This is a genomic window from Winogradskyella eximia (genome assembly GCF_003386165.1).
Classification (GTDB): Bacteria; Bacteroidota; Bacteroidia; order Flavobacteriales; family Flavobacteriaceae; genus Winogradskyella; species Winogradskyella eximia.
On the sequence record NZ_QRDV01000011.1, the window covers coordinates 19,508 to 41,070 of the forward strand.

A 21,563-nucleotide genomic window follows, 5' to 3' on the forward strand; every position below is an offset into this window, starting at 1 on the left:
GAGTAAAAAATGTATTTTAGCTACATCATTTTATTAATCATAAAAGATGTAGCTAAATTTTTATATGCAAGTAGCAAAAACAAAAATTTCATTTGTTGTACCAGTCTATATGGCTGAATTTATTCTCGAAAAATTAGTTATCGAGATAGATAAAGTAATGTTAGTTATTGGTGAGGCCTACGAGGTTGTTTTGGTTGACGATAGAAGCTCTGATAATAGTTGGGAAGTAATTGAAAAACTATCAACAATTAATTCAAATGTTAAAGGGGTAAGATTAAGTAAAAATTTTGGTCAGCATCCTGCTATTTTGGCTGGATTGTCTCAAGCCGAAGCAGAGTGGATTGTGGTTTTAGATTGCGACTTGCAAGACCAACCAAAAGAAGTAGAAAAATTATATGAGAAAGCTTTAGAAGGTTTTGATATTGTTTTAGCTAAAAGAACCCAACGAAAAGATAATTTTTTAAAGCGATTAAGCTCAAAACTATTTTCAATTATCTATGGTTACCTTACTGATACCAATTATGATAATTCTGTAGCTAATTTTGGAATATATAATTCTAAAGTAATAAAATCGGTTTTGAATATGAACGATTATATAAAATCGTTTCCACTTTTTGTAAGTTGGGTTGGGTTTAAATCTACAGCTATTGAAGTAGAGCATGCGGAAAGAGAATCTGGAAAATCTTCGTATACAATTTCTAAACTTTTAAAATTAGCCTTCAATACTATAATTTCGTTTTCTAATAAACCTTTAAAGCTTGTTGTAAAATTAGGATTAATCATATCTCTAGTTTCTATGCTTTTTGGTCTTTATACAATCTATGCTTATTTTAATGGTAAAATAACGGTGTTGGGCTATAGCTCGCTAATTGTATCAATTTGGTTTTTATCAGGTATAAATATTACAATAGTAGGTGTTGTAGGGATTTATATTGGTAAAATATTTGACCAATCAAAAAACAGAAATCCATTTATTATTGATAAAATTATTAAACATGACGTATAATAATATAAATTCAGAACAAATAGTTGTTGGAAAAAATACAATAATTGAACCCTCTGCAAAAATTACAGGAATAAACGGAAAGGCAAAAAAAATTGTTATTGGCGATAATTGTTATATAGGTGAAAATGTACAGATTATCTGTGATGATTTTTCGCTTGGCGATTATTCTAAAATTCAACATCATACAAATGTTCATGGATATTTGCCTTGTAAAATTGGTCATAATGCATGGATTGGCCAGTACACAATTATAGATTCAATAGGAGGGACAACAATAGGCAATAATTGTGGTATTGGTGCACATTCTCAAATCTGGAGTCATGTAAAATTTGGTGATACTTTAGAGGGTTGTAGATTTCTGTCTGAAAAAGAAATGATAATTGGAAATGACGTTTGGTTTGTTGGTCATTGCATTGTCTCTCCAATTGTAGCACAAGATAAATCTATGGCTTTAGTAGGTTCGGTTGTTACAAAAGACATGAATTTCAATGAAATTTATGCAGGTTCTCCAGCCAAGTCAATTTCGGATAAAATTGGCTTTCAATTTAATGAAACTCCAGTTGACGAAAAGTTTAATAAAATGATGAGTTATATTAAACAATGGGATGGGAAATCAGACAATATTAGAATAATAAGAAGTAGTGAAGAGGTCGATATCAATAATGTGAATATTTCATATTTTAATGTGACAGATAGAACGTACACAAAAACAGGTAATGATGACGAAGTTAGTTTCATGAAATTTTTATTGCCAGATAAAGCTAAATTTGTTCCCTTAAATGACTAAAAAATATACTCCATTTAATAAACCTTATCTCACAGGAAAAGAAACCACTTACATTGAAGAAGCCGTTGCGTCTGGTAAGATTTCTGGGAATGGCATGTTTACGCAAAAATGTCAAACCTTTTTTGAAGATACATTTCAAATAAAAAAAGCATTACTAACTACATCTTGTACAGATGCTTTAGAAATGTGTGCTATTTTATTAAATATTAATGAAGGAGATGAGGTTATTATGCCTTCTTATACGTTTGTATCTACAGCTAATGCATTTGTTTTACGAGGAGCTAAAATTGTCTTTGCAGATTCTAAACCAGATTATCCAAATATTGACGAAACCAAACTTGAAGCTTTAATAACCAACAAAACTAAAGCGATAGTTGTGGTTCATTATGGTGGAGTGGCTTGCGAAATGGATACCATTATGCGTTTGGCAAAGCAGAACAATATTTTTGTGGTAGAAGATGCTGCGCAAGCTATAGATTCTTATTATAAAGGAAAAGCTTTAGGAAGTATTGGTCATTTAGCAACGTTTTCGTTTCATGAAACAAAAAATATAATTTCTGGTGAAGGTGGATTATTAGCTATAAATGATAATCAATTTGTTGATAGAGCTGAAATTATATGGGAAAAAGGCACCAATAGATCTTCTTTTTTTAGAGGAGAAGTAGATAAGTATGGTTGGGTAGATATAGGCTCTTCCTTTTTGCCATCAGAAGTTATTGCAGCTTTTTTATGGGCTCAATTAGAAAATATTGAAAAAATACAATCTCGACGGAAAAATATTTGGAATCAATATTATCAAGGATTATTACCATTAGAAGTAGATGGTAAAATAAAATTACCCAAATTACCAAATGATACTACTAACAATGGACATCTATTTTTTGTGTTATGTAATTCTTTTAAAGAACGTTCAGAATTAATTTCATTCTTAAAAGCAAAAAACATACATGCGGTTTTTCATTATTTAAGTTTGCATAAAAGCGTATTTTATAAATCTAAACATGATAATAGAGTCTTAATTAATAGTGATATGTTTACGGATCGATTACTAAGATTACCTTTGTTTTTTGAGTTAGATGATGAAACTATAAAAGAAATAGTAATTGAAATAAAGGCATTTTATGAAAGTTAAATATGCTTATTTTTTTTATGTTCTTCTGTTTTTTATTTTAGCATTAACCGCTTTAAATTTTAACTATGTAGAAGGTGATGATGCCTCTACTATATTGCATCATACATTAGGTAGAGATTCAAATTTACAACCTGTTTATTCTCCTTACCATAGTATGATCGATACGATGTTGTCTTTAGTACCATCTCAAAATGAAGGAACATTAAGGTATGTAAGTGTAATAGCTTCTTTTTTATCGGGTTTTTTTGTTCTCTTCTTTTTGGCTTATTTATTAAAGGATAAGTTTCTTAAACATGAAGAGCATTTAACTTTTTTCTTATTTGTATTACCGTTTATCATACCAGATATATTGTTTAATAGTTTGCTAATAAATCCGGCTAATATCTCTTTTGCTTTAATTTTACTAGCACATATTCTCTTTAATAAATACCTGAATTCTAAGCGCTATTTATATTTGGTGCTGTCTGTTTTGCTATTTGGTTTTGGCGTTAGTTTTAGGTGGAATAATGGTTTTTATTTGTTTGTCTTATTCGGAATTTATTTATTAGATATAAATAACAATACTAAAGATCTAAGTATTCTTAATCAATTTAAGAAAAGCTTCTTAATCTTTCCGCTATTTATAATCTCTGTTATAGGATTTATTCAAATTTCAGGTTATTCAATTTTTGATATTATTGATGTATATAAATATGGATCAAGTTATTTAGAAGAAAGTGATTATTCTTTATTAGCAATGGCAGCTTCTGCTATACCGTTTATAACTCCAGCATTTTTGGTGCTTTTTATACTTGGAATCATTAATTGTTTTATAGACAAAAGATTTATGCCTTTATTACTTTTGTTAATAGCATTGATACCATATTCCTTATTAGGAATATATCCTTTTTACAAATATCTTATATGTATACTTATTCCTATAGTATTTATACAGTTTTATGGTTTCCTAAGTATAAAGCGAAAGGTTTTTAAAATTATAATCGCTTGTACTATTTTTTTACCTTGGATTTTTGGACTTCAATTACAAAGTAATTCGGCTTGGGGACCAGGATTTGAAATAAAAATAAAAAATTCAAATTCTGGTGATTTACATAGTTTTAATCCAGATAAATCCACAAAAATTGAAGACGTAAAAATTGTTTTTGGATCTGGTATGGCCTTGCCAACACCAGAAGGACCACGTCCATTATACGGTTTTGGTGGGGTTTTTCTTAAGGATTGGTCTCAATTTATAGAAAGTAACAGTAATGAGCGAGAAAAGGCTGTTAAATATGCACTAGAAAATAAGTGTAATATTTTGCAAGATGTAGATCATGCTTATATTTTTACTAAGCTAAGCGAAAAGAATTTACAGATGCAAATACCATATAGCTCAACCGATAAACTATATATGCGTCGTAAATTTACTAGTAAGAAAGATACTGTGTTTGTAGATGTGTTTAATAATAAAACTGAATTATTCAATTTAGAAACAATGGCTAAGTATAGACAAGAGGGTAATTGTATTATTATCTATTCGTCCTATTCTAATATTATTACGAAGCTAAAAGGTGTATATCTGACAAAATTTGAGCAACAGGGTGCGTATTGGGGAATTTTAAAAAAGTAATAGTTTATTCTAATTAAATTATTTCTATTCAAAATGCATTGGAATATTGTTTATTTCCTTTGTTTCATTTCTTATATTAGCGCAATAAAACACTATTCAATTGAAAACTGCTGAAGAGCATTGGTTATACGTTATTTCTTCTAAAAGGAAACTCATTGATTTTAACTTTAAGGAGATTTGGCAATATAGAGATTTACTTTTTTTATTTGTAAAAAGAGATATTGTTACATTATACAAGCAAACCGTATTAGGACCACTTTGGTATTTAATACAACCATTATTTACGGCATTAATATTTACATTAATTTTTAATAATTTGGCAGATATTCCTACAGGTGAAGGTGTGCCTAATTTTCTGTTTAATCTTGCTGGAATAACATCTTGGAATTATTTTAAAGAATGTCTAATTGGTACAAGTGATACCTTCAAAAAAAACGAAAATATTTTTGGTAAGGTTTATTTCCCAAGAGTTATAATGCCAATGTCTGTTGTTGTATCAAATTTGTTAAAATTTGGTATCCAACTTATTGTTTTTGTAGCGTTCTATATCTATTTTATTTATTTTACAAATAAAGCAAGTGCTGCTTTTCCGCAATTGAGTTTAATTATTTTACCACTTTTAATCTTTTTAATGGCATTATTAGGGTTGGGTTTTGGAATGATAATATCTTCAATGACAACAAAATATAGAGATCTTACTTTTTTAATTCAATTTGGTGTACAATTATTAATGTATGGCTCAGCAGTTGTTTATCCTATGTCTTATTTTAAGGATAAACTGCCAAATTATTATTGGTTAATAGAATGGAATCCTATTGCCATAATAATAGAATCATTTAGAACGATGTCTTTTGGATCTGGTACTTTAGAGGTCAATAAACTAATATATACAGTTATAACAAGTTGTCTTATTTTTTTAATAGGATTAGTTATTTTTAATAAAACAGAAAAAAGCTTTATTGATACTATATAATGAGTTCGGATATAATATTAAAAGTAGACAACGTAGGTAAGCAATACCGATTAGGACTTGTAGGTACAGGCACAATTAGCCATGATCTTAATCGTTGGTGGAATAAAACGATAGGAAAAGAAGATCCATATCTAAAAATTGGTGAAACCAATGATAGAAGTGAAAAAGGAAACTCTGATTATGTTTGGGCTATTAAAGATATTAATTTTGAAGTCAAACGAGGCGAAGTATTAGGTATCATTGGAAAAAATGGCGCAGGTAAGTCTACACTATTGAAAATTTTATCTCGAGTTACAGGCCCATCAACTGGTGAAATTAAAACTAGAGGTAGAATAGCATCATTATTAGAAGTTGGAACCGGTTTTCATCCCGAAATGACAGGTAGAGAAAATATTTATTTGAATGGCGCTATTTTAGGAATGACTAAAGCCGAAATAAGTAGTAAAATAGATGAAATTATTGATTTTTCAGGTTGCATAAGATATGTAGATACACCAGTTAAAAGATATAGTTCTGGTATGAAAGTCCGCTTAGCTTTTGCTGTTGCAGCACATTTAGAACCAGATATTTTAGTGATTGATGAAGTCTTAGCCGTAGGAGATGCAGAGTTTCAGAAAAAGGCTATTGGGAAGATGCAAGATATTAGTAAGGGAGAAGGGCGAACAGTCTTATTTGTTAGTCATAATATGGCTGCAGTAAAAAGTTTGTGCACACGAGCTATTGTATTAGAAAATGGTACAACAGTTTTTGAGGGAGATACAGAAGAAGCTGTTGATTTTTATCTAAGTAAAGGGAAAGTTTTAAATGCAATTGCTTTAAGTAGTCGGACAGATAGAACTGGAAATGGAAAAATTAGATTAACTGATATTAATTTTTTAAACAAGCAAAATAAGAGTGTCAATCAAGTTATATCTGGAGAATATGTAAAGGTGAATCTGACATTTGAAAAAAATAATTTAGATATTGATTTTGAACGTTTTTTCATTGGAATTAACTTTAAAGACGACCAAGAACAAATTGTGTTAAGTTATTTGAGTGATGAAATGGGTAGTAATCTGTCTGATTTTTCTAATAAAAATGAAATAACATTAGAAATTCCTAATTTATTTATTAGGTCAGGGATTTACGATTTGAGGGTGCAAACCGGTATTGGGACTAACCGAGAAAGCCATTTAGATACTATTGAAAATGCTGCTACTTTGCAGGTGTTACCTGGTAAATTATGGTCAGATGGCATAATAAACAGGCCTGGGAATTTTGCAATCTTACCTGGTGAATTCAAACTATAATAATGAGATTATTAAAGAGAATAAAAAGAAGAATATTTAAAATAGGGTCTGTTCTTTTTAAAAAAAAGAAAAAACCTAATAAAAATGCAATTTGGGTTTTTGGTATGCAAAAATCTGGAACTACAGCTATTGCAGGCTTACTAAGTCATCGATCAGGACTTTCAGTTACCTTGGATACTGAAATGTTGTGGAATCCTTACTTTAAAGATATCCTAGAAGGAAGACTTGATTTTATTAAACACATTAACGCTAACCCTGATGACTTTTCTAATCAAATAATCAAGGAACCTTCGGCTTCTCAATTAATAAATTTTATAGAAGATTATTTTAATTTGGAAAAATATATCTTTATTTATAGAGATCCTCATGATGTAATTAGATCAATCTTAAATAGATTAGATATTCCTGGTGATAAGATAAATATAGATATTGATAGTGTTGATGTAAATTGGAGATACATATTTGGAGACGGCACAAATTACATTGAGAAGCTAGCAAATCTATGGTTAAAAGTTTATTCTCAGGACGATTATATTTATAATAGTAACGCATTGTTTGTTAATTACGATATTTTTAAAAAAGATAAAATTAAGTTTATAGATAATCTTTGTAGTGAGCTGCAATTACCTAAAAAGAATGATATAAGTGATATTATAAATAAAGATTTTCAGCCAAGAGGTAATTCAAATGTAGATTTGAAATTGTTTTTTGGAGAACATAATTTTCAAGTCATCCTTTCAATTTGTGATGAGAAAAAAAGAAGTTTGGAGCAATGTTTTGTCTAGCTTATAAGATTGTTTACAATATTCTTTTAATGATTTGTTTTTATATTAATAGTATTAAAGTTATTTTATATTGATGCTTAAAAATAAATTCATACATATTTTTAATGACGATAAATTTATTGACCCTACAATAAAATTATTAGAAAGAATCATACCAGAACAATCTGTTTACCTTGTAATCACAAATAAAAATACTGAGTTTAAATACGTAAAGTCTTTGTTAGTTGAGCCTGTTGTTTTAAAAAATAATAGAGATTTATTAGTATTTGCAGATCGTATTAATACCAGTGAAAACAAAGGTGTGTTTTTTCACTCTTTAGATGATTTTAAAATTCAAATTGCGGATAATTTGAATGATGCAATAATCAAAGTATGGTTTATTTGGGGATATGATTTATATAATAGTTGGGGAATTTTAAAAAAAAATAATTACACAAAAGCGACAAAGCAAATCTTACAAAAAGAGTCTTTTAGTTTAAAATTTAAAAACCTTTTTCTATTTAATCAAATAACTTTTTCATTATATCTAAAATCATTAAAAGGACCATTAAGGTTTCCAAGTTTTATACAACAAATTTTAGAAAATAATTTCAATACCAATTATTATCGGGTCATACAGAAAATGAATATTGTTGTTCCTGTTTTACCTAATGAGTATGAAACTATTAAAAAAATGAATGTAAAGGCTGAATATGCTCCTTTTACATATGGGTGTATTGAAGACTTATTAGGAGAAAATCTAAATAAAAATGTGTTGAATCAGCAACATATCTTAGTAGGTAATTCTGCTGATCCTGCTAACAACCATATTGATGTATTAAAGCATCTAGGAAAGATAAACTTAGGTAAAAGAAAAGTGTATGTACCTTTAAGTTATGGTGGTGATATAGACTACATCAACCATATAATTAAGATTGGGGAAAAAGAATTAGGTGAAAATTTTGTGCCACTAAAAGCATTTATGACTATAGAAAAGTATAATGAAATTTTATTGAGTTGTGGCACAGTTATCTTTAATCACATTAGACAACAAGGCGTTGGGAATATAATAATTGCTGGTTATTTAGGGGCTAAGATATATTTAAATAAAAACAGTCCAGCTTATTCTTATTACAAAAGTGTTGGGATGTCTATTTTTGAAAATAAATCATTTTCTAATAAAAGTATAAAAGTAGAATTAACGGCAGACGAAATGTATGAAAATAGAAAGATTTTGATGGAGAAATACGCTTTAGACGCAGTACAAAAAAAGGTAGAAGTACTTACAGATATTGTATTGAAAGCTTCGAATTCTTAAGTTAAAAATTTAATAGGTAATTTTTCAAAAGTTTAAATCGCAATAAATGTTTTAGAGGTTTGTTTTCTACTTAATTTTAAAATATAAATTCCTTTTTTTATTTATTTTGAGATAGTTTTCCAAGGCACTTTGTATATTAGTCCTATAATTACTTTAGTCCGAAAAATAAAACTTAGCGATTCCATACTTTTATGATAAATGTAACTAAAACTTTTTTACCACCTCAAAAAGAGTATGAAGCAGTATTAAGTAGAGCATGGAATACTGGTTGGATGACTAATAGAGGAGTTTTGGTTCGAGAGCTAGAAGCTAAATTACAAACTTATCTAGGTACAACTAATATTATAGCGATGACAAATGGTACTTTGCCATTGCAAATTGCCATAAAAGCTCTTGGTTTAAAAGGGGAAATAGTTACAACTCCTTTTAGTTATGTAGCGACTACTAGTAGTATTGTCTGGGAAGGCTGCACACCCGTTTTTGTAGATATACACTCAGAATACTTAACTATTGATGAAACTAAAATAGAAGCAGCTATAACACCAAGAACTTCAGCGATATTAGCAACCCATGTATTTGGAAACCCTTGCGATATTGAAGCAATAGAATCCATAGCGAAAAAGCACAACTTAAAAGTTATTTATGATGCTGCTCATTGTTTTGGAGTAACTTATAAAGGAGTATCTATTTTTAACTATGGAGATGTTAGTACATGTAGTTTTCATGCCACTAAATTGTTTCATACAGGTGAAGGCGGAGCTTTGTTTTGTAAGCCTAATTATTTTGAAACGATGTATTCTCATCATAATTTTGGACATGATGGACCTGAAAATTTTCATAGCCAAGGTGTAAATGCTAAAATGAGCGAGCCTCAAGCTGCTATGGGTTTGGCTGTATTTCCGTATATGAATACGATACTGGAAGAACGAAAGAAAGTAGTTGATGCATATAATAATGCATTTATAAATAGTGGTTTACAGTTGATGAAAATAAGAGAATATACCTCATGGAATTACAGTTATTATCCTGTGATTTTTAAGGATGAAAATCAGTTGTTGAAAGTTAAACAAGCTTTAGAATCAGTATCTATTTTTCCTAGACGTTATTTTTATCCTTCGTTAAATACATTACCGTATGTTGAAAAGCATACCATGGAGGTTTCAGAGTCAATTTCGTCTAGAGTTTTATGCCTGCCTCTCTATGTTGGGTTGGAACAAAAGTATTTAAAACAAATTGTTGATATTATAAAAGAGTCGTTAATATGATAGTAGTTGGAGCAAAAGGTTTTGCTAAAGAAATTTTACAAGTCCTATCTGTAGATATGGGACTACTAGATGAAAACATTGTTTTTTTTGATAATGTAAGTGAAGATCTTCCATTTAAGGTATATGATAGATTTGAAATTTTAAGATCTTTTGAAGAAGTAAAAACCTATTTATCAAAATCCGAAGATAAATCATTCGTATTAGGATTAGGGCAACCTGCTTATAGAGAAAAATTATACCAACAATTTATAACGTTAGGTGCTAAGCCAGTAACTGTATACTCTAAGAGTTGTGAAATAGGCAGCTTTGATGTTACAATTGGAAAAGGTACTTCTGTTATGTCTGGAGTTATTATTACAAATAGTATTAAAATTGGAAAAGGCTGTTTGTTAAATTTAAATACAACTATTGGACACGATTGCGAACTAGGGGATTATGTTGAAATTTCGCCAAACGTAAATATATCAGGACGTTGTGTTATAGGAAAAGGAAGTAGTATTGGTACAAGTGCTGTAATAATACCAAATATTGAAATAGGTGAAAATGTAATAGTTGGAGCAGGAACTGTTGTAATAAAAAATATACCAGATAATTGCACTGTTGTAGGTGTTCCTGGTAAAATTATTTCAAAAGGCGAGAATAAATAATGATTCAACATTAATATATAACCTTGAAAAAACTATTTAAGAAAAAACTAAAAAGGCTCTACAAAGATTTTAAGCAGGTGACAAGTAGTACCTCTTACATTTCCATAGGTGAAAATTGTTTAACCGATAATATTTTAGATAGACATAGCTTAAAAAGTTTTAGCACACCATATTCTCACGGTCGAAGTAACTTAGATTATGCCATAAAACTGGAAAGTGAAGGTTATAAGAACCTTTTGAGTCTTAAATATCTATATCATGATCATGTTGGAGAAACTAAAGTCGTTAGAAATAAGTATTATTCAGAATCGGAAAATATATATTTAGAACTTCATCAAAATGGTTTCGAGTTTACTCATCATGATGTCATAAATAATGATGCTCACAAAAATAGTTACGAAAGGAAAGCTTTGAGAATGTCGTCTTTAAATAAGCGCAAAAAATTAAAGTTTCTATATCATTATAGGGATAATGCGAATAAGGACTTAAATAAAATTATAAAAAAAGCAAGTGAGTTCTTAGCTTATTATCAAAAGAGAAACATAAAATGTGAGTTCATATTATTTACTCAAGATATTATTTCAAACGAGGCGGATAGAAGTATCATTAAGGTTCACGATGCAAATAATATAAGAGGTTATGTTTTTAAGGCTTTAAATATATGGGGAGGTGACGATCCAGATCTTTTATGGGCAAGAACAGATGATGATTTAATTAGGAAAATGATAAAAGAAATAAAGTAGTTTTACTTATTAAAAATATTAAAGTCAACTTTGATATTCTCTTTTTCTAAAAACGGTTTATTTATAACACCTTATATTTTCTGAGTTTTATGACCTTTGTGATTTGACTTTGTATATTAGTCCTTTAATTAGCATTAATGCTAAAATATCTTCTTGATTTTATTATTTTTAACCCGTAATGAGTGTAGTGAATAGTCAGCCCTTAGTTTCTATTATTATTCCCACATATAATCGTGCCCAATTAATAGGAAAAACACTAGATTCTGTGTTAGCTCAAACCTATGAAAACTGGGAATGTATTGTTGTGGATGATGGGAGTACGGTTGATACTGAAAAATTACTCAACTCATACATTGATAAAGACAGTAGGTTTCAATACTATAAAAGACCAGACACATATTTAATTGGCGGAAATGGTGCTCGTAATTATGGATTATCTATAAGTAAAGGTGAGTATATAAATTGGTTTGATGATGATGATCTCATGGAGAGCAATAAACTTGAAGTACAATTATCACTTTTACACCAAACAACCTTTGATTATAACATTTGCCAAACCATGTTGTACGATATTAATAATGATAAAGAATTAGGTTTGAGGGCAAGCCATATTGTTTCTAATCAGATTTTTCAAGATTACATAGGCTTTAAAATATTTTGGTTAACTCAGGCACCATTGTGGAAACGTTCCTTTTTGGAGAAGTATAATCTAAAATTTAATGAAGACTTAAAACAGTCCCAAGACTATGATTTTCATATGAGAGTATTGGCGATTTCAGAAAATTATAGTTTTACAGAAAAGGCTTTAGTGAAAGTATATTGTCATGCCGGAAATATGTCAAATTCTTTAGTAGAAAACGAACAAAAATTAAGATCTAATCTTTACGTAAAAGATGAAATTTTTAAACGTTTTGGCAACAGAATAGATATAGAGACTAAAAGATTAGTGTATAATCATTTGTTAGAGATATATAGCCAAGTGGTTTACACTAGATCTTTAAAAAAAGCAATGATTGTTTTTCCTTTTTTATTAAACCATATTTCAGAAATAAAGTTATCTTTTTTTAAGCGTATAAGCGTGTTTTTTAAATTATTAACAGGCTCATTTTTATACCTAACTTTAAAAAAAGGATATTCATTTTTAAAGATAAAGATTTAAGACATTGATTACATACATATATCCATTTAGAAATAGAGAAGTTGAACGTGTCAAGAAATCCTTAGATTCTTTGGCTGAGCAAAACGATAAGGAATTAGAAGTCGTTTTTGTGGATTACGGTTCTACTCCAGAAACCGCTAGTGAAGTACAACACTTATTACTTAAATATTCTTTTGTTAAATATATTTACTCGTATAGTAACGGTAAACCATGGAATCGGTCTAAAGCATTAAATATTGGCATTAAACAAGCACAAACAGATTATGTTTTATCTGCAGATATTGATATGATTTTTCATTCCTCTTTTAACGGACTGCTAAAAAGTTTGACTGACCCAATTAAGGTGACTTTTTTTAAAGTAGGATATTTGTCAAAAAATGAAACCTACGATAAAAATGAGTTAGTACCAGAAAGCTATAGTAATCAAAGAGCTAAAGGAATTAGTTTATATCCTAAAGAGGCTTTATTTGCAATTAATGGATTCGATGAATTTTTTAATTGTTGGGGATCTGAAGATGAAGATGTAATTAGCCGTTTGATGTTTTATGGTTTGGAGATGAATTTTTATAATGAAAACACGCTTGTTTATCATCAATATCATAAACCTTTTAAGGAATTAAAGCATAAATTATTAAGCAAAGAATTAAGCTATAATCAAGTAAGATTTCATAATGATAAAAAAAGAAAATTAAATGAAAATGCAAAAACTATAAAAGTCAATCTAGATAAAAATTGGGGTGAAATAATTGATGAAGAACGTTATAATACACTTGTTAATACTCCAGTTTCAAGAACCATAACATCTTATAAAACAGATGTAGACTTCTTTTTGTTTTATGAATTAAAAACTTTAAATAAGGGAACTTGGTGTTTTAAATTCGTTGAGTTTGTTCCTGATAAAAACATTAATTTTAAATCTGTTTTATATCGTTTATGGACGATTAGAAATAGTGATTTAAAAATTAAGGAAGAATACTCTTTAAAAGAAGTAAACGATCTAGTATTGAAATTTTTACTTTATAACGATTTAGATTTTCATCTTCTAGTAGATTCTGCTTCTTTAGAATTACGAATTAATATAGTATAAATGAAGTTATCTATCATTATTCCTATTTATAACGGTGTGTCTTATTTTGAAAAGCTCATTAAAAGTATTAATGCGTTTACTTTTACGGATTTTGAATGTGTATTTATAGATAATAATTCTACAGATAATTCAGTAATAGAATTGGAAAAGGCACTTCAAAACGTCACGTTTGATTTTTTAATTTTATTTGAAGAAAAACAAGGTGCAGGACATGCTAGAAATACAGGAATAAAAAAGGCAAAGGGTGAGTTTTTAGCTTTTTTAGATTGTGATGATATCATTCTTCCTGAGAAATTTGCATATGATTTTTCGATTTTAGAAAATCACGATGTTGATTTTGTGTTTTGTCGTTCAGAGCGGTTTTACGATGATGGACGTAATCTAAAAAATCCAATTACAGGAATTAAGGAAGGCATTAATAATCCGCCAACTTTGGGATTATTGTGGTTGCAGAATTTTTTCTTGCTTCAAGGTCCTGGTTCTTTAATTGCTAAGAAAGCTGTTGTTGAGCAGTTAGGGAGTTTTCATACTGCTTATACAGGCGAAGATGCTTTTTTATTTATAAGAATGGGATTACTGTCTAAAGGCTATTTTTACGATAAGGCCTACTTTCATTATTTTAGACATGAACAATCTACCATATCTAAATCTAATGAAAATGAAAATGGAGCACTAAATAGATATTTTGAATTAAAACAAAACCTTTTTGCAGATGATATTGTAAGAGAAAATCTTGAGGCAATGGAACTATTAGCTGTACAGTTACAAAGCGATTTACTTAAGTTGCAACAATCGGGAGTGGACATAAAACCGTTTATGGAAAATGAAAAATTAAAGAATTTAAAATTGTCAAAATTTTTATTTAATCCATTAAGTCTTTATATAAATAGTAAGCTCTCTCACATAAAATATAATCCGTTTTATCAGATTTATAGAAAATGCCTTATAAGAAGATAAAAAATATTCCTAAATAATATTCAATATTTATTCTTGAATTTTTATTTTGAAAACTATGTTTATGATTTATAAAACAAAAACTTATTTCTTTTTAGAAATTAATCCCAATGGTAGATTGAAATTGTATATTAAATTTTTATCATAAAAAAATGACAGAAGAACCGCTTGTATCCATTATTATTCCCACTTATAACCGTGCCCATTTAATAGGTGAAACGTTAGATTCTGTTTTCTCACAAACCTATTCAAATTGGGAATGTATTGTTGTGGATGATGGTAGCACAGATGAATCAGATAAGATAATGAAAGATTATACTAGTAAGGATAAGCGTTATAAATATCATCATAGACCTAAAGAGCATCTTAGTGGAGGAAATGGTGCCAGAAACTATGGTTTTTTAATGAGTAAAGGTGATTTTATTCAATGGTTTGATAGTGACGACGTAATGGCATTAGATCATATTGAATCCAAAATGCAACCATTTATTACAAACCTAGACACAGATGTTGTTTTTTCGGCATTTGAAAATGTTAATATGAACGGAGAAAGAACCCGAATTGCCAATAAAGAATTTAGTGGTAATATTATTAATGATTTAGTAGATGGTTTGGTGTCTTTTGGACCTTTATCCTTTATGTTGCGTAAAGATAAAATTGAAAAATTTCAATATGACGAAACATTGAAAAAAAATCAGGATTTAGATTTTTTCTTTCGTTTTTTCACATCCAATGAAGCATTAAAGATAGTTCATATTAATAAAATACTTTATACGGTAAGAGCGCATAATGGCTCAATGACCCACGGTTCTGACAAAGATATTTCTAAGATGACTTCTATATATAAAGTTTATTCAATGATTTTAAATTATTTTATAGAACAAAAGCATTTAAAAGGTATAATTAATTATAGACATAGGTGTTTAAATAGTCTTAAAGTTATGGTTAGAAATGGTTTTTATGTTGAAGCATTTAAAAGATTGTTGTCGTTTCCTTATTTATCTATTCCACAAAAATTTTATTTATTTGGGTGTATGATTTCCCAGTTTTTAATAAATAAAGGCGCAACACAATTTGTGAAAATGAAGTTTAATGATAAGCGATATGTAGAAAAGCATATTTTTAAATAAATATATAGGTCTTAATCTCAGCTTTAATAACATAAGCGTATTAATTTGCCGAAATAGGAACTTTAAAATATATATTTAATCACAATTATATTCGTTTATAAATTTTTAACTTTGAATAAAAAATTAAGTGACTGTAAAATGTCAAATAATTTATGATTTACTCTCTCTACAACTATTATCTAACTAGAAAAACACCTACAAAATTCCGTAAGTTAAGTCAATGGTTGCTATGGCAACTATATAAATACTTAAAGTTCTCTTTACCAAAAAGTTATAAGATAATTTCTACACGCGCTTTGGGAGTAGATGTCAATAGTAATGTTATAGTTAGTTTAACTTCTTTTCCTGCAAGAATTAACATTGTTTATTTGGCAATTAAGAGTATGCTTTATCAAACCCAAAGGCCTCAAAAAATAGTTTTATGGTTAGGCAAAGAATTGTTCCCAAATCGCGAAGCAGACTTACCACAAAACTTATTAGAATTAAAACCTTTTGGATTAGAAATTGAATTTTGTGATGATTTAAAGGCTCATACGAAATACTTCTATGCTATGCAAAAATATCAAAATAACCTTGTTGTCACGGTTGATGATGATATTATATACCCTACAAATCTATTAAGCACCTTACTAAAGGTTCATCATAAATTTCCAAGATGTGTTGTGGCCAATCGTGTTCGAAGTATGATCATTGAAAATGATGATTTTTTGCCATATAGAGGTTGGAAAATTAATAAAGAGCATAATATTGAACCTTCAAAAATGAATTTTGCTACAGGTGTTGGTGGTGTTTTATATAAGCCTGAGTTTTTTCTGAATTCCTTGTATGACCTAGAAGGTATTAGAAAAACAAATTGTATAGGTGATGATATTTGGCTGAAAGCAGGCGAGATGGAAAATAAAATACCAGTGGTTTTTACAAATTTTTACTTTAAGGAATTTATTGAGATTCCTAATTCTCAGAAAGAAAATTTACATTCTAAAAATGTTTTTGAAAGTGGTAATGATACCCAAGTGAAAGACGTCTTTGGTTATTTCGGAATCACTATACAATCCTTTGAATAGAAAATAATAATTTTCAAGATTTAACAACATTTAATTTATGAACTATAGTCTTCCCAAGTATGTATTTGTTTAATGATATTACAGGATTTTAATTATTTTAGTAACATTTCAAAGCAATACTAGCAATAGCTTTAAAATTTATTATCTTCGATTCCGCTAGAATATGAAAACAATTTCAATTCCTATTATTCCTGTAAATCAGGTTTTTGCTAAAGTAAACGAAAGTCATGCCTTAAATCATGAGGCTATCTGTGTTTTTATCGCTTTAGGTTTTTTCTTAGAAGCCGATAGTTTTTTTAAAGATGAACAAGTATTGCAACCAGGAAAATCTTATGTTTTAGACAGCGAACGAAATATACAAAGCGAAGTATCTAATTTTAATTGGTACTATAAACCAAGAGATATTTCATTTAGTACTGCTCTAGATGAATTCACAGATTTATTTGAAACAATTGTTAAAGAGCAAACAGCAGAAAATAGAGTGATATTACCTTTATCTGGTGGTTTAGATAGTAGAAGTCAAGCTGTGGCTTTAAAGCATATAAAAGCGGATGTACAAAGTTATTCATATTCTTTTGCTGGTGGTTTTAAAGAGCATAAAATTAGTGAACAAATAGCCAAAGCCTGTGGTTTCGATTTTGATGCATTAATTATTCCACCTAATTATTTATGGGATGTTCTAGAAGATGCAGCAACTATTAATAAGTGCTATTCGGAGTTTACACATCCAAGACAAATGGCGGTATTAGAAAAGTTTAAAATGATGCAAGGAGAATTCTCTTTGGGACATTGGGGAGATGTATTGTTTGATAGAGGAATCGCTTCAAAAGATGCGAACGTATCAGAATTAGACTTAATCTATAAGAAAGTGATTAAGAAAGGAGGCTTAGATTTGGCTAAAGCTTTATGGGTATCTTGGAATTTGGAAGGAGATTTTGAAAGTTATTTAAAAACACGTATTCAAAAACTCTTAGATCAGATAGATATTTCGCATAAAGGGGCAAAAATACGAGCGTTTAAAAGTTTGTTTTGGGCGCCACGTTGGACATCTGTGAGTTTATCATTTTTTCAAGCTGCACATCCAGTACATGTGCCATATTATGATGATCGTATGTGCCAGTTTATTTGTGAAATACCAGAAGAATATTTAGCAGATAGGAAACTTCAAATAGCATACATAAAAAATAGAAACCCAAAAGTAGCTGCTATTCCGTGGCAAGATCAGATGCCGTATAATTTGTATAATTATCATAAAAATAAAGCGCCATATAATTTGCCGTATCGCATAAAGAATAAATTAGAACGTAAGACTGAAGACCTCTTGGGAAAAAAATACATTCAACGTAATTGGGAATTGCAATTTTTAGGGAAAGAAAATGACGAAAAATTGCGTAACTATTTATATAAACCTGAATTTTTGAATTTAGTAGGAAAGGACTTGGTTGATGATTTTTATAATAAATTTAAAACAGATGACGCTGTTTTTTATTCTCATGCCATTAGCATGTTATTGACCTTATCGGTTTGGAATAAAAATTATAAAAAGATATGATTATGCCTTATAAAATACAATTCAGATATATTAACCTAAATACCTTTCCTAAATTTTAGATATTTGTAGAAGTTGAATAGCTTAAACTAAATATAGTTTTGTGTATTCAAATTTAATTTATAAAAGTTAATAATAATGTGTGGATTTTTAACGGAATATAATCTATCAAGTCAAAGACGTTTTCAAAAAGACGCTTTTTTGCGCTTACTCGCATTATCACACAAACGCGGTCCAGATAGTTCTGGTTATGTTTCCATATCGCCTCTCTTGCAAATGGGATTTAATAGATTGGCTATTATGGATACTTCAGTTGCAGGTCAACAGCCTATGCAAAGTGCAAATAAAAAGTTTACCATTGTTTTTAATGGTGAAATATATAACCATTTAGAATTACGAAAAAAATTAAATTATACCAGATATAAAGGTCATAGTGATACTGAAACTATAACGGTTTGTTTAGAAACATGGGGAATAGAAAAAACGGTTAAAGAACTAAACGGCATGTTTGCTCTAGTTATTTATAACCATCAAAACGAAGAATTGAGTTTAGTTCGAGATTTTGCTGGTATTAAACCTTTATTTTATGGTTGGGATGGTCATACGCTGGTAGCAGCAAGCCAATATGATCAAATAACAAATCACCCTGTTTATGCTCAGAAATCTGTAAATCCTCAGGTTTTAAAGTTGTATTTGCAACAACATTTTTTACCAGCAGCTTATGGTTTACATACGGATACGTTTCAAGTATTACCAGGTGAAATAATTACATTTAATAAAGAAGGTAAAAAAAGTCATCAAAGGTATTGGGAATTACCTGTTAATGAAACATCATTTATAACAGATTCACAAGAAGCAGAACACTATATCTCATCTGTTCTAGATAAAGTTGTAGAAGGTCAGTTGCTTTCAGATGTGCCAATTGGTGGTTTTTTATCAGGTGGAGTAGATTCTGCTTTAATAGGCACTAGTATTAAGAAATATCATAAAGAGGCTCAATTGTTTACTATTGGTTCTGATAGTAAAACTCACGATGAATCTGAGCGTGCTAAGCAATTTGCAGAAGCATTAGAATTGCAACAATCCATTTGGAAATTGAATGCTAAAGAGATGTTGCATTATTGGGATGAGGCTATGAATACTTTGCACGAACCAATGGCAGATTTTAGTATTTTACCTACTTATTTAGTTTCTAAGTTAGCTAAAAAGCAAGTAACGGTTACCTTAAGTGGCGATGGTGGTGACGAATTATTTTTTGGGTATGAACGCTTTTGGAGTGTGGGTAAGAATATTAAATACCAACAACACCCAAGCCTTTTGCGTAAAGGAATCTATGGTTTTGATAAATATGCTTCTGGAAATAAGAAATTCAATGCCGTACTGTTAGCTTCACGTCAAGGCGAAGCACAACAAGGACTTAATTCTAGATTTAGAAAAGAATGGTTAGAGGCATTAGCTCCAGATTTAAATAACATTTCTTTACCAGAAGAATATGATGTTTATAGCTATAGTAATTCAAAAGATACAAGAACCTTATTGCAGAATATGCGTCATTCGGAATTTTATGGAATGATGCAAAAAACATTAAGAAAGGTAGATTTAGCAAGCATGGGAAATAGTTTAGAAGTGAGAGTACCATTTTTAGATAAACAAATGATTGAAGCTAGCTTAAAAATAGATCCTTTGTTAAGCTATGGTAAAAATAAAAGTAAACAAGTGCTTAAAAATATACTACATAAACGAATTCCATCAGTTCAGGAAGAAACTGTAAAAAAAGGATTTTCTGTTCCGCTTAGTGCATGGTTTAGAGCCGATTTAAAACCACTGATTACAGAACGCTTATTAGATGCTAATTTATTAGATTTTGGATTTGAACGTGCTGCAATAGAGAAAATGCTCAAATCGCATGGTAATAAAGAACAAGATTTAAAGTGGCCATTATTTACACTATATGCCTTATTGAAATGATAAGAATCTTGTTTACAATTCCTAATTTTGATTCCGCAGGTAGTGGCAAAGCTTTATTGCATGTGGCAAAACGAATGGATACCACACGTTTTGAAATTCATATTGCTTGTTTTCATAGTCGTGGTGAATTTTTTAAAGAGGTTGAGAAATCTGGTATTCCTGTTCATGTTTTTAATTATACACCACCTATAAAACCTTATATAAAGGGATTGAAAGCTTGCTATGAAATCAGCAAGGAATTCAAAAAAATTAACCCAGATATTATTCATAGCTTTCATTATGCTGCAGATTATACAGAGGCTTTAGCCGCAAAAATGGCAGGTGTAAAATGGGTGTATACGAAAAAGAATATGAATTGGGGAGGAGCTTCTAAAAATGGATGGTATTTAAGAACTTTTTTAGCTTCAGCCATAGCAGTTCAAAATACGGATATGATATCTGATTTTTTTAGGAATTCAAAAAAAACCACGCTGATTCCAAGAGGAGTAGATGTAGATTCTTTTAAACCTATAGAAAAAAATGAAAGTTTAGCTCAAAGATGGCAACTCCAAGCCAAAGATAGAGTTATTATGTGTGTAGCTAATTTGGTGCCTATAAAAGGTATTGAAATTTTATTACAAGCCTTTAAAGGTGTTTCAAGTCAATTTCCAGATTGGAAATTAATGATTGTTGGAGATAATGACAGTCCATATGGAAAAGAGATGTTAGCTTTAACCACTGAATTGGGACTAAATGAAAAGGTGTTATTTTGTGGTAAACAAAATCATATTCAGAACTATTTAAGCTTAGCTGAAGTTGTGGTTTTACCAACATTAAATAAAGGTAGAAAGGAAGGCTCTCCAGTTTCATTATTAGAAGCTATGGCTAGTGGTAAAAATGTATTGGGTTCTAATATTTCTGGAATTAAGGATCAATTACAACCATTTCCAGATCATTTGGTAACTGCTGGTGACATTGAGGCTTGGAAATCTGCATTATTAGCATGTTGTTCTAATTCAAAAGACATACACGAAAAATTAGGAAATGACTTTAGGGAATATGTGATAGAAAATTATCATATTGATATAGAGGTGAGAAGGTGTCAGGATTTATATCTTAAACTGGTCAATTAATTATAAT

At 29.5% G+C, this 21,563-nt stretch carries 19 protein-coding genes; all 19 read left to right on the plus strand.

Annotation, left to right across the window (positions count from 1 at the left end):
* The first annotated feature begins 64 nt into the window (after positions 1–64).
* The 19 genes from DFQ10_RS17820 to DFQ10_RS17910 all read left to right on the plus strand — a co-directional run bounded on the left by DFQ10_RS17820 (position 65) and on the right by DFQ10_RS17910 (position 21,556).
* Positions 65–1,006 carry a glycosyltransferase family 2 protein gene (locus tag DFQ10_RS17820; RefSeq protein WP_115818808.1) on the plus strand — a complete coding sequence of 314 codons (942 nt, stop codon included), beginning with the start codon at positions 65–67 and terminating at the stop codon, positions 1,004–1,006.
* On the plus strand, positions 996–1,793 hold the full coding sequence (locus DFQ10_RS17825) for an acyltransferase (protein WP_147299247.1): 798 nt from the start codon (positions 996–998) through the stop codon (positions 1,791–1,793). Before DFQ10_RS17820 ends, DFQ10_RS17825 begins: the two co-directional genes overlap by 11 nt.
* The gene (gene rffA, locus DFQ10_RS17830) at positions 1,786–2,925 is read left to right on the plus strand and encodes a dTDP-4-amino-4,6-dideoxygalactose transaminase (RefSeq protein WP_115818810.1); all 1,140 of its coding nucleotides are present in this window, start codon (positions 1,786–1,788) and stop codon (positions 2,923–2,925) included. Before DFQ10_RS17825 ends, rffA begins: the two co-directional genes overlap by 8 nt.
* Positions 2,915–4,534: a hypothetical protein gene (locus DFQ10_RS17835; protein ID WP_115818811.1), complete on the plus strand. Its 1,620-nt coding sequence runs from the start codon at positions 2,915–2,917 to the stop codon at positions 4,532–4,534. Before rffA ends, DFQ10_RS17835 begins: the two co-directional genes overlap by 11 nt.
* A 100-nt stretch (positions 4,535–4,634) precedes the next feature.
* Positions 4,635–5,507: an ABC transporter permease gene (locus tag DFQ10_RS17840; protein WP_115818812.1), complete on the plus strand. Its 873-nt coding sequence runs from the start codon at positions 4,635–4,637 to the stop codon at positions 5,505–5,507.
* Positions 5,507–6,796 (plus strand): ABC transporter ATP-binding protein, encoded by a 1,290-nt coding sequence (locus DFQ10_RS17845; protein WP_115818813.1) that lies wholly within the window; start codon positions 5,507–5,509, stop codon positions 6,794–6,796. The genes DFQ10_RS17840 and DFQ10_RS17845 overlap by 1 nt, the downstream gene beginning before the upstream one ends.
* Positions 6,797–6,798: 2 nt before the next feature.
* Positions 6,799–7,581, plus strand: coding sequence for a sulfotransferase domain-containing protein (locus tag DFQ10_RS17850; protein ID WP_115818814.1), 783 nt, complete (start codon positions 6,799–6,801; stop codon positions 7,579–7,581).
* Between the two features lie 73 nt (positions 7,582–7,654).
* Entirely contained in the window at positions 7,655–8,878 is a 1,224-nt protein-coding gene (locus DFQ10_RS17855) for a TDP-N-acetylfucosamine:lipid II N-acetylfucosaminyltransferase (protein WP_115818815.1), read from the plus strand.
* Positions 8,879–9,069: 191 nt separating this feature from the next.
* A complete protein-coding gene (locus DFQ10_RS17860) occupies positions 9,070–10,143 on the plus strand; it encodes a DegT/DnrJ/EryC1/StrS family aminotransferase (RefSeq protein ID WP_115818816.1) in 1,074 nt (357 codons plus the stop codon).
* Positions 10,140–10,790: an acetyltransferase gene (locus tag DFQ10_RS17865; RefSeq protein ID WP_115818817.1), complete on the plus strand. Its 651-nt coding sequence runs from the start codon at positions 10,140–10,142 to the stop codon at positions 10,788–10,790. The genes DFQ10_RS17860 and DFQ10_RS17865 overlap by 4 nt, the downstream gene beginning before the upstream one ends.
* Before the next feature lie 23 nt (positions 10,791–10,813).
* Positions 10,814–11,533, plus strand: a complete 720-nt coding sequence (locus DFQ10_RS17870) for a DUF1796 family putative cysteine peptidase (protein ID WP_181897666.1) — start codon at positions 10,814–10,816, stop codon at positions 11,531–11,533.
* A gap of 178 nt (positions 11,534–11,711) precedes the next feature.
* Positions 11,712–12,692: a glycosyltransferase family 2 protein gene (locus tag DFQ10_RS17875; RefSeq protein ID WP_115818819.1), complete on the plus strand. Its 981-nt coding sequence runs from the start codon at positions 11,712–11,714 to the stop codon at positions 12,690–12,692.
* 4 nt (positions 12,693–12,696) lie between these two features.
* A complete protein-coding gene (locus tag DFQ10_RS17880; RefSeq protein ID WP_115818820.1) occupies positions 12,697–13,779 on the plus strand; it encodes a glycosyltransferase family 2 protein in 1,083 nt (360 codons plus the stop codon).
* Positions 13,780–14,736 carry a glycosyltransferase family 2 protein gene (locus tag DFQ10_RS17885; protein ID WP_115818821.1) on the plus strand — a complete coding sequence of 319 codons (957 nt, stop codon included), beginning with the start codon at positions 13,780–13,782 and terminating at the stop codon, positions 14,734–14,736.
* A gap of 149 nt (positions 14,737–14,885) precedes the next feature.
* Positions 14,886–15,863: a glycosyltransferase family 2 protein gene (locus DFQ10_RS17890; protein WP_115818822.1), complete on the plus strand. Its 978-nt coding sequence runs from the start codon at positions 14,886–14,888 to the stop codon at positions 15,861–15,863.
* Positions 15,864–16,015: 152 nt separating this feature from the next.
* On the plus strand, positions 16,016–16,927 hold the full coding sequence (locus DFQ10_RS17895) for a glycosyltransferase (RefSeq protein ID WP_147299248.1): 912 nt from the start codon (positions 16,016–16,018) through the stop codon (positions 16,925–16,927).
* A gap of 163 nt (positions 16,928–17,090) precedes the next feature.
* The gene (locus DFQ10_RS17900; protein ID WP_115818824.1) at positions 17,091–18,479 is read left to right on the plus strand and encodes an asparagine synthase-related protein; all 1,389 of its coding nucleotides are present in this window, start codon (positions 17,091–17,093) and stop codon (positions 18,477–18,479) included.
* 135 nt (positions 18,480–18,614) lie between these two features.
* Positions 18,615–20,444, plus strand: coding sequence for an asparagine synthase (glutamine-hydrolyzing) (gene asnB / locus DFQ10_RS17905; protein ID WP_115818825.1), 1,830 nt, complete (start codon positions 18,615–18,617; stop codon positions 20,442–20,444).
* Positions 20,441–21,556 (plus strand): glycosyltransferase, encoded by a 1,116-nt coding sequence (locus tag DFQ10_RS17910; RefSeq protein ID WP_115818826.1) that lies wholly within the window; start codon positions 20,441–20,443, stop codon positions 21,554–21,556. Before asnB ends, DFQ10_RS17910 begins: the two co-directional genes overlap by 4 nt.
* Positions 21,557–21,563 lie beyond the last annotated feature (7 nt).

Excerpts from the sequence above, each read along its gene's own strand:
- DFQ10_RS17900 (WP_115818824.1), top strand. The coding sequence starts at position 17,091 with ATGAAAACAATTTCAATTCCTATTATTCCTGTAAATCAGGTTTTTGCT.
- DFQ10_RS17850 (WP_115818814.1), top strand. The coding sequence starts at position 6,799 with ATGAGATTATTAAAGAGAATAAAAAGAAGAATATTTAAAATAGGGTCT.
- rffA (WP_115818810.1), top strand. The coding sequence starts at position 1,786 with ATGACTAAAAAATATACTCCATTTAATAAACCTTATCTCACAGGAAAA.
- DFQ10_RS17895 (WP_147299248.1), top strand. The coding sequence starts at position 16,016 with ATGATTTACTCTCTCTACAACTATTATCTAACTAGAAAAACACCTACA.
- DFQ10_RS17825 (WP_147299247.1), top strand. The coding sequence starts at position 996 with ATGACGTATAATAATATAAATTCAGAACAAATAGTTGTTGGAAAAAAT.
- DFQ10_RS17835 (WP_115818811.1), top strand. The coding sequence starts at position 2,915 with ATGAAAGTTAAATATGCTTATTTTTTTTATGTTCTTCTGTTTTTTATT.
- DFQ10_RS17820 (WP_115818808.1), top strand. The coding sequence starts at position 65 with ATGCAAGTAGCAAAAACAAAAATTTCATTTGTTGTACCAGTCTATATG.
- DFQ10_RS17860 (WP_115818816.1), top strand. The coding sequence starts at position 9,070 with ATGATAAATGTAACTAAAACTTTTTTACCACCTCAAAAAGAGTATGAA.
- DFQ10_RS17885 (WP_115818821.1), top strand. The coding sequence starts at position 13,780 with ATGAAGTTATCTATCATTATTCCTATTTATAACGGTGTGTCTTATTTT.
- DFQ10_RS17875 (WP_115818819.1), top strand. The coding sequence starts at position 11,712 with ATGAGTGTAGTGAATAGTCAGCCCTTAGTTTCTATTATTATTCCCACA.
- DFQ10_RS17865 (WP_115818817.1), top strand. The coding sequence starts at position 10,140 with ATGATAGTAGTTGGAGCAAAAGGTTTTGCTAAAGAAATTTTACAAGTC.
- DFQ10_RS17845 (WP_115818813.1), top strand. The coding sequence starts at position 5,507 with ATGAGTTCGGATATAATATTAAAAGTAGACAACGTAGGTAAGCAATAC.
- DFQ10_RS17910 (WP_115818826.1), top strand. The coding sequence starts at position 20,441 with ATGATAAGAATCTTGTTTACAATTCCTAATTTTGATTCCGCAGGTAGT.
- DFQ10_RS17855 (WP_115818815.1), top strand. The coding sequence starts at position 7,655 with ATGCTTAAAAATAAATTCATACATATTTTTAATGACGATAAATTTATT.
- DFQ10_RS17890 (WP_115818822.1), top strand. The coding sequence starts at position 14,886 with ATGACAGAAGAACCGCTTGTATCCATTATTATTCCCACTTATAACCGT.
- asnB (WP_115818825.1), top strand. The coding sequence starts at position 18,615 with ATGTGTGGATTTTTAACGGAATATAATCTATCAAGTCAAAGACGTTTT.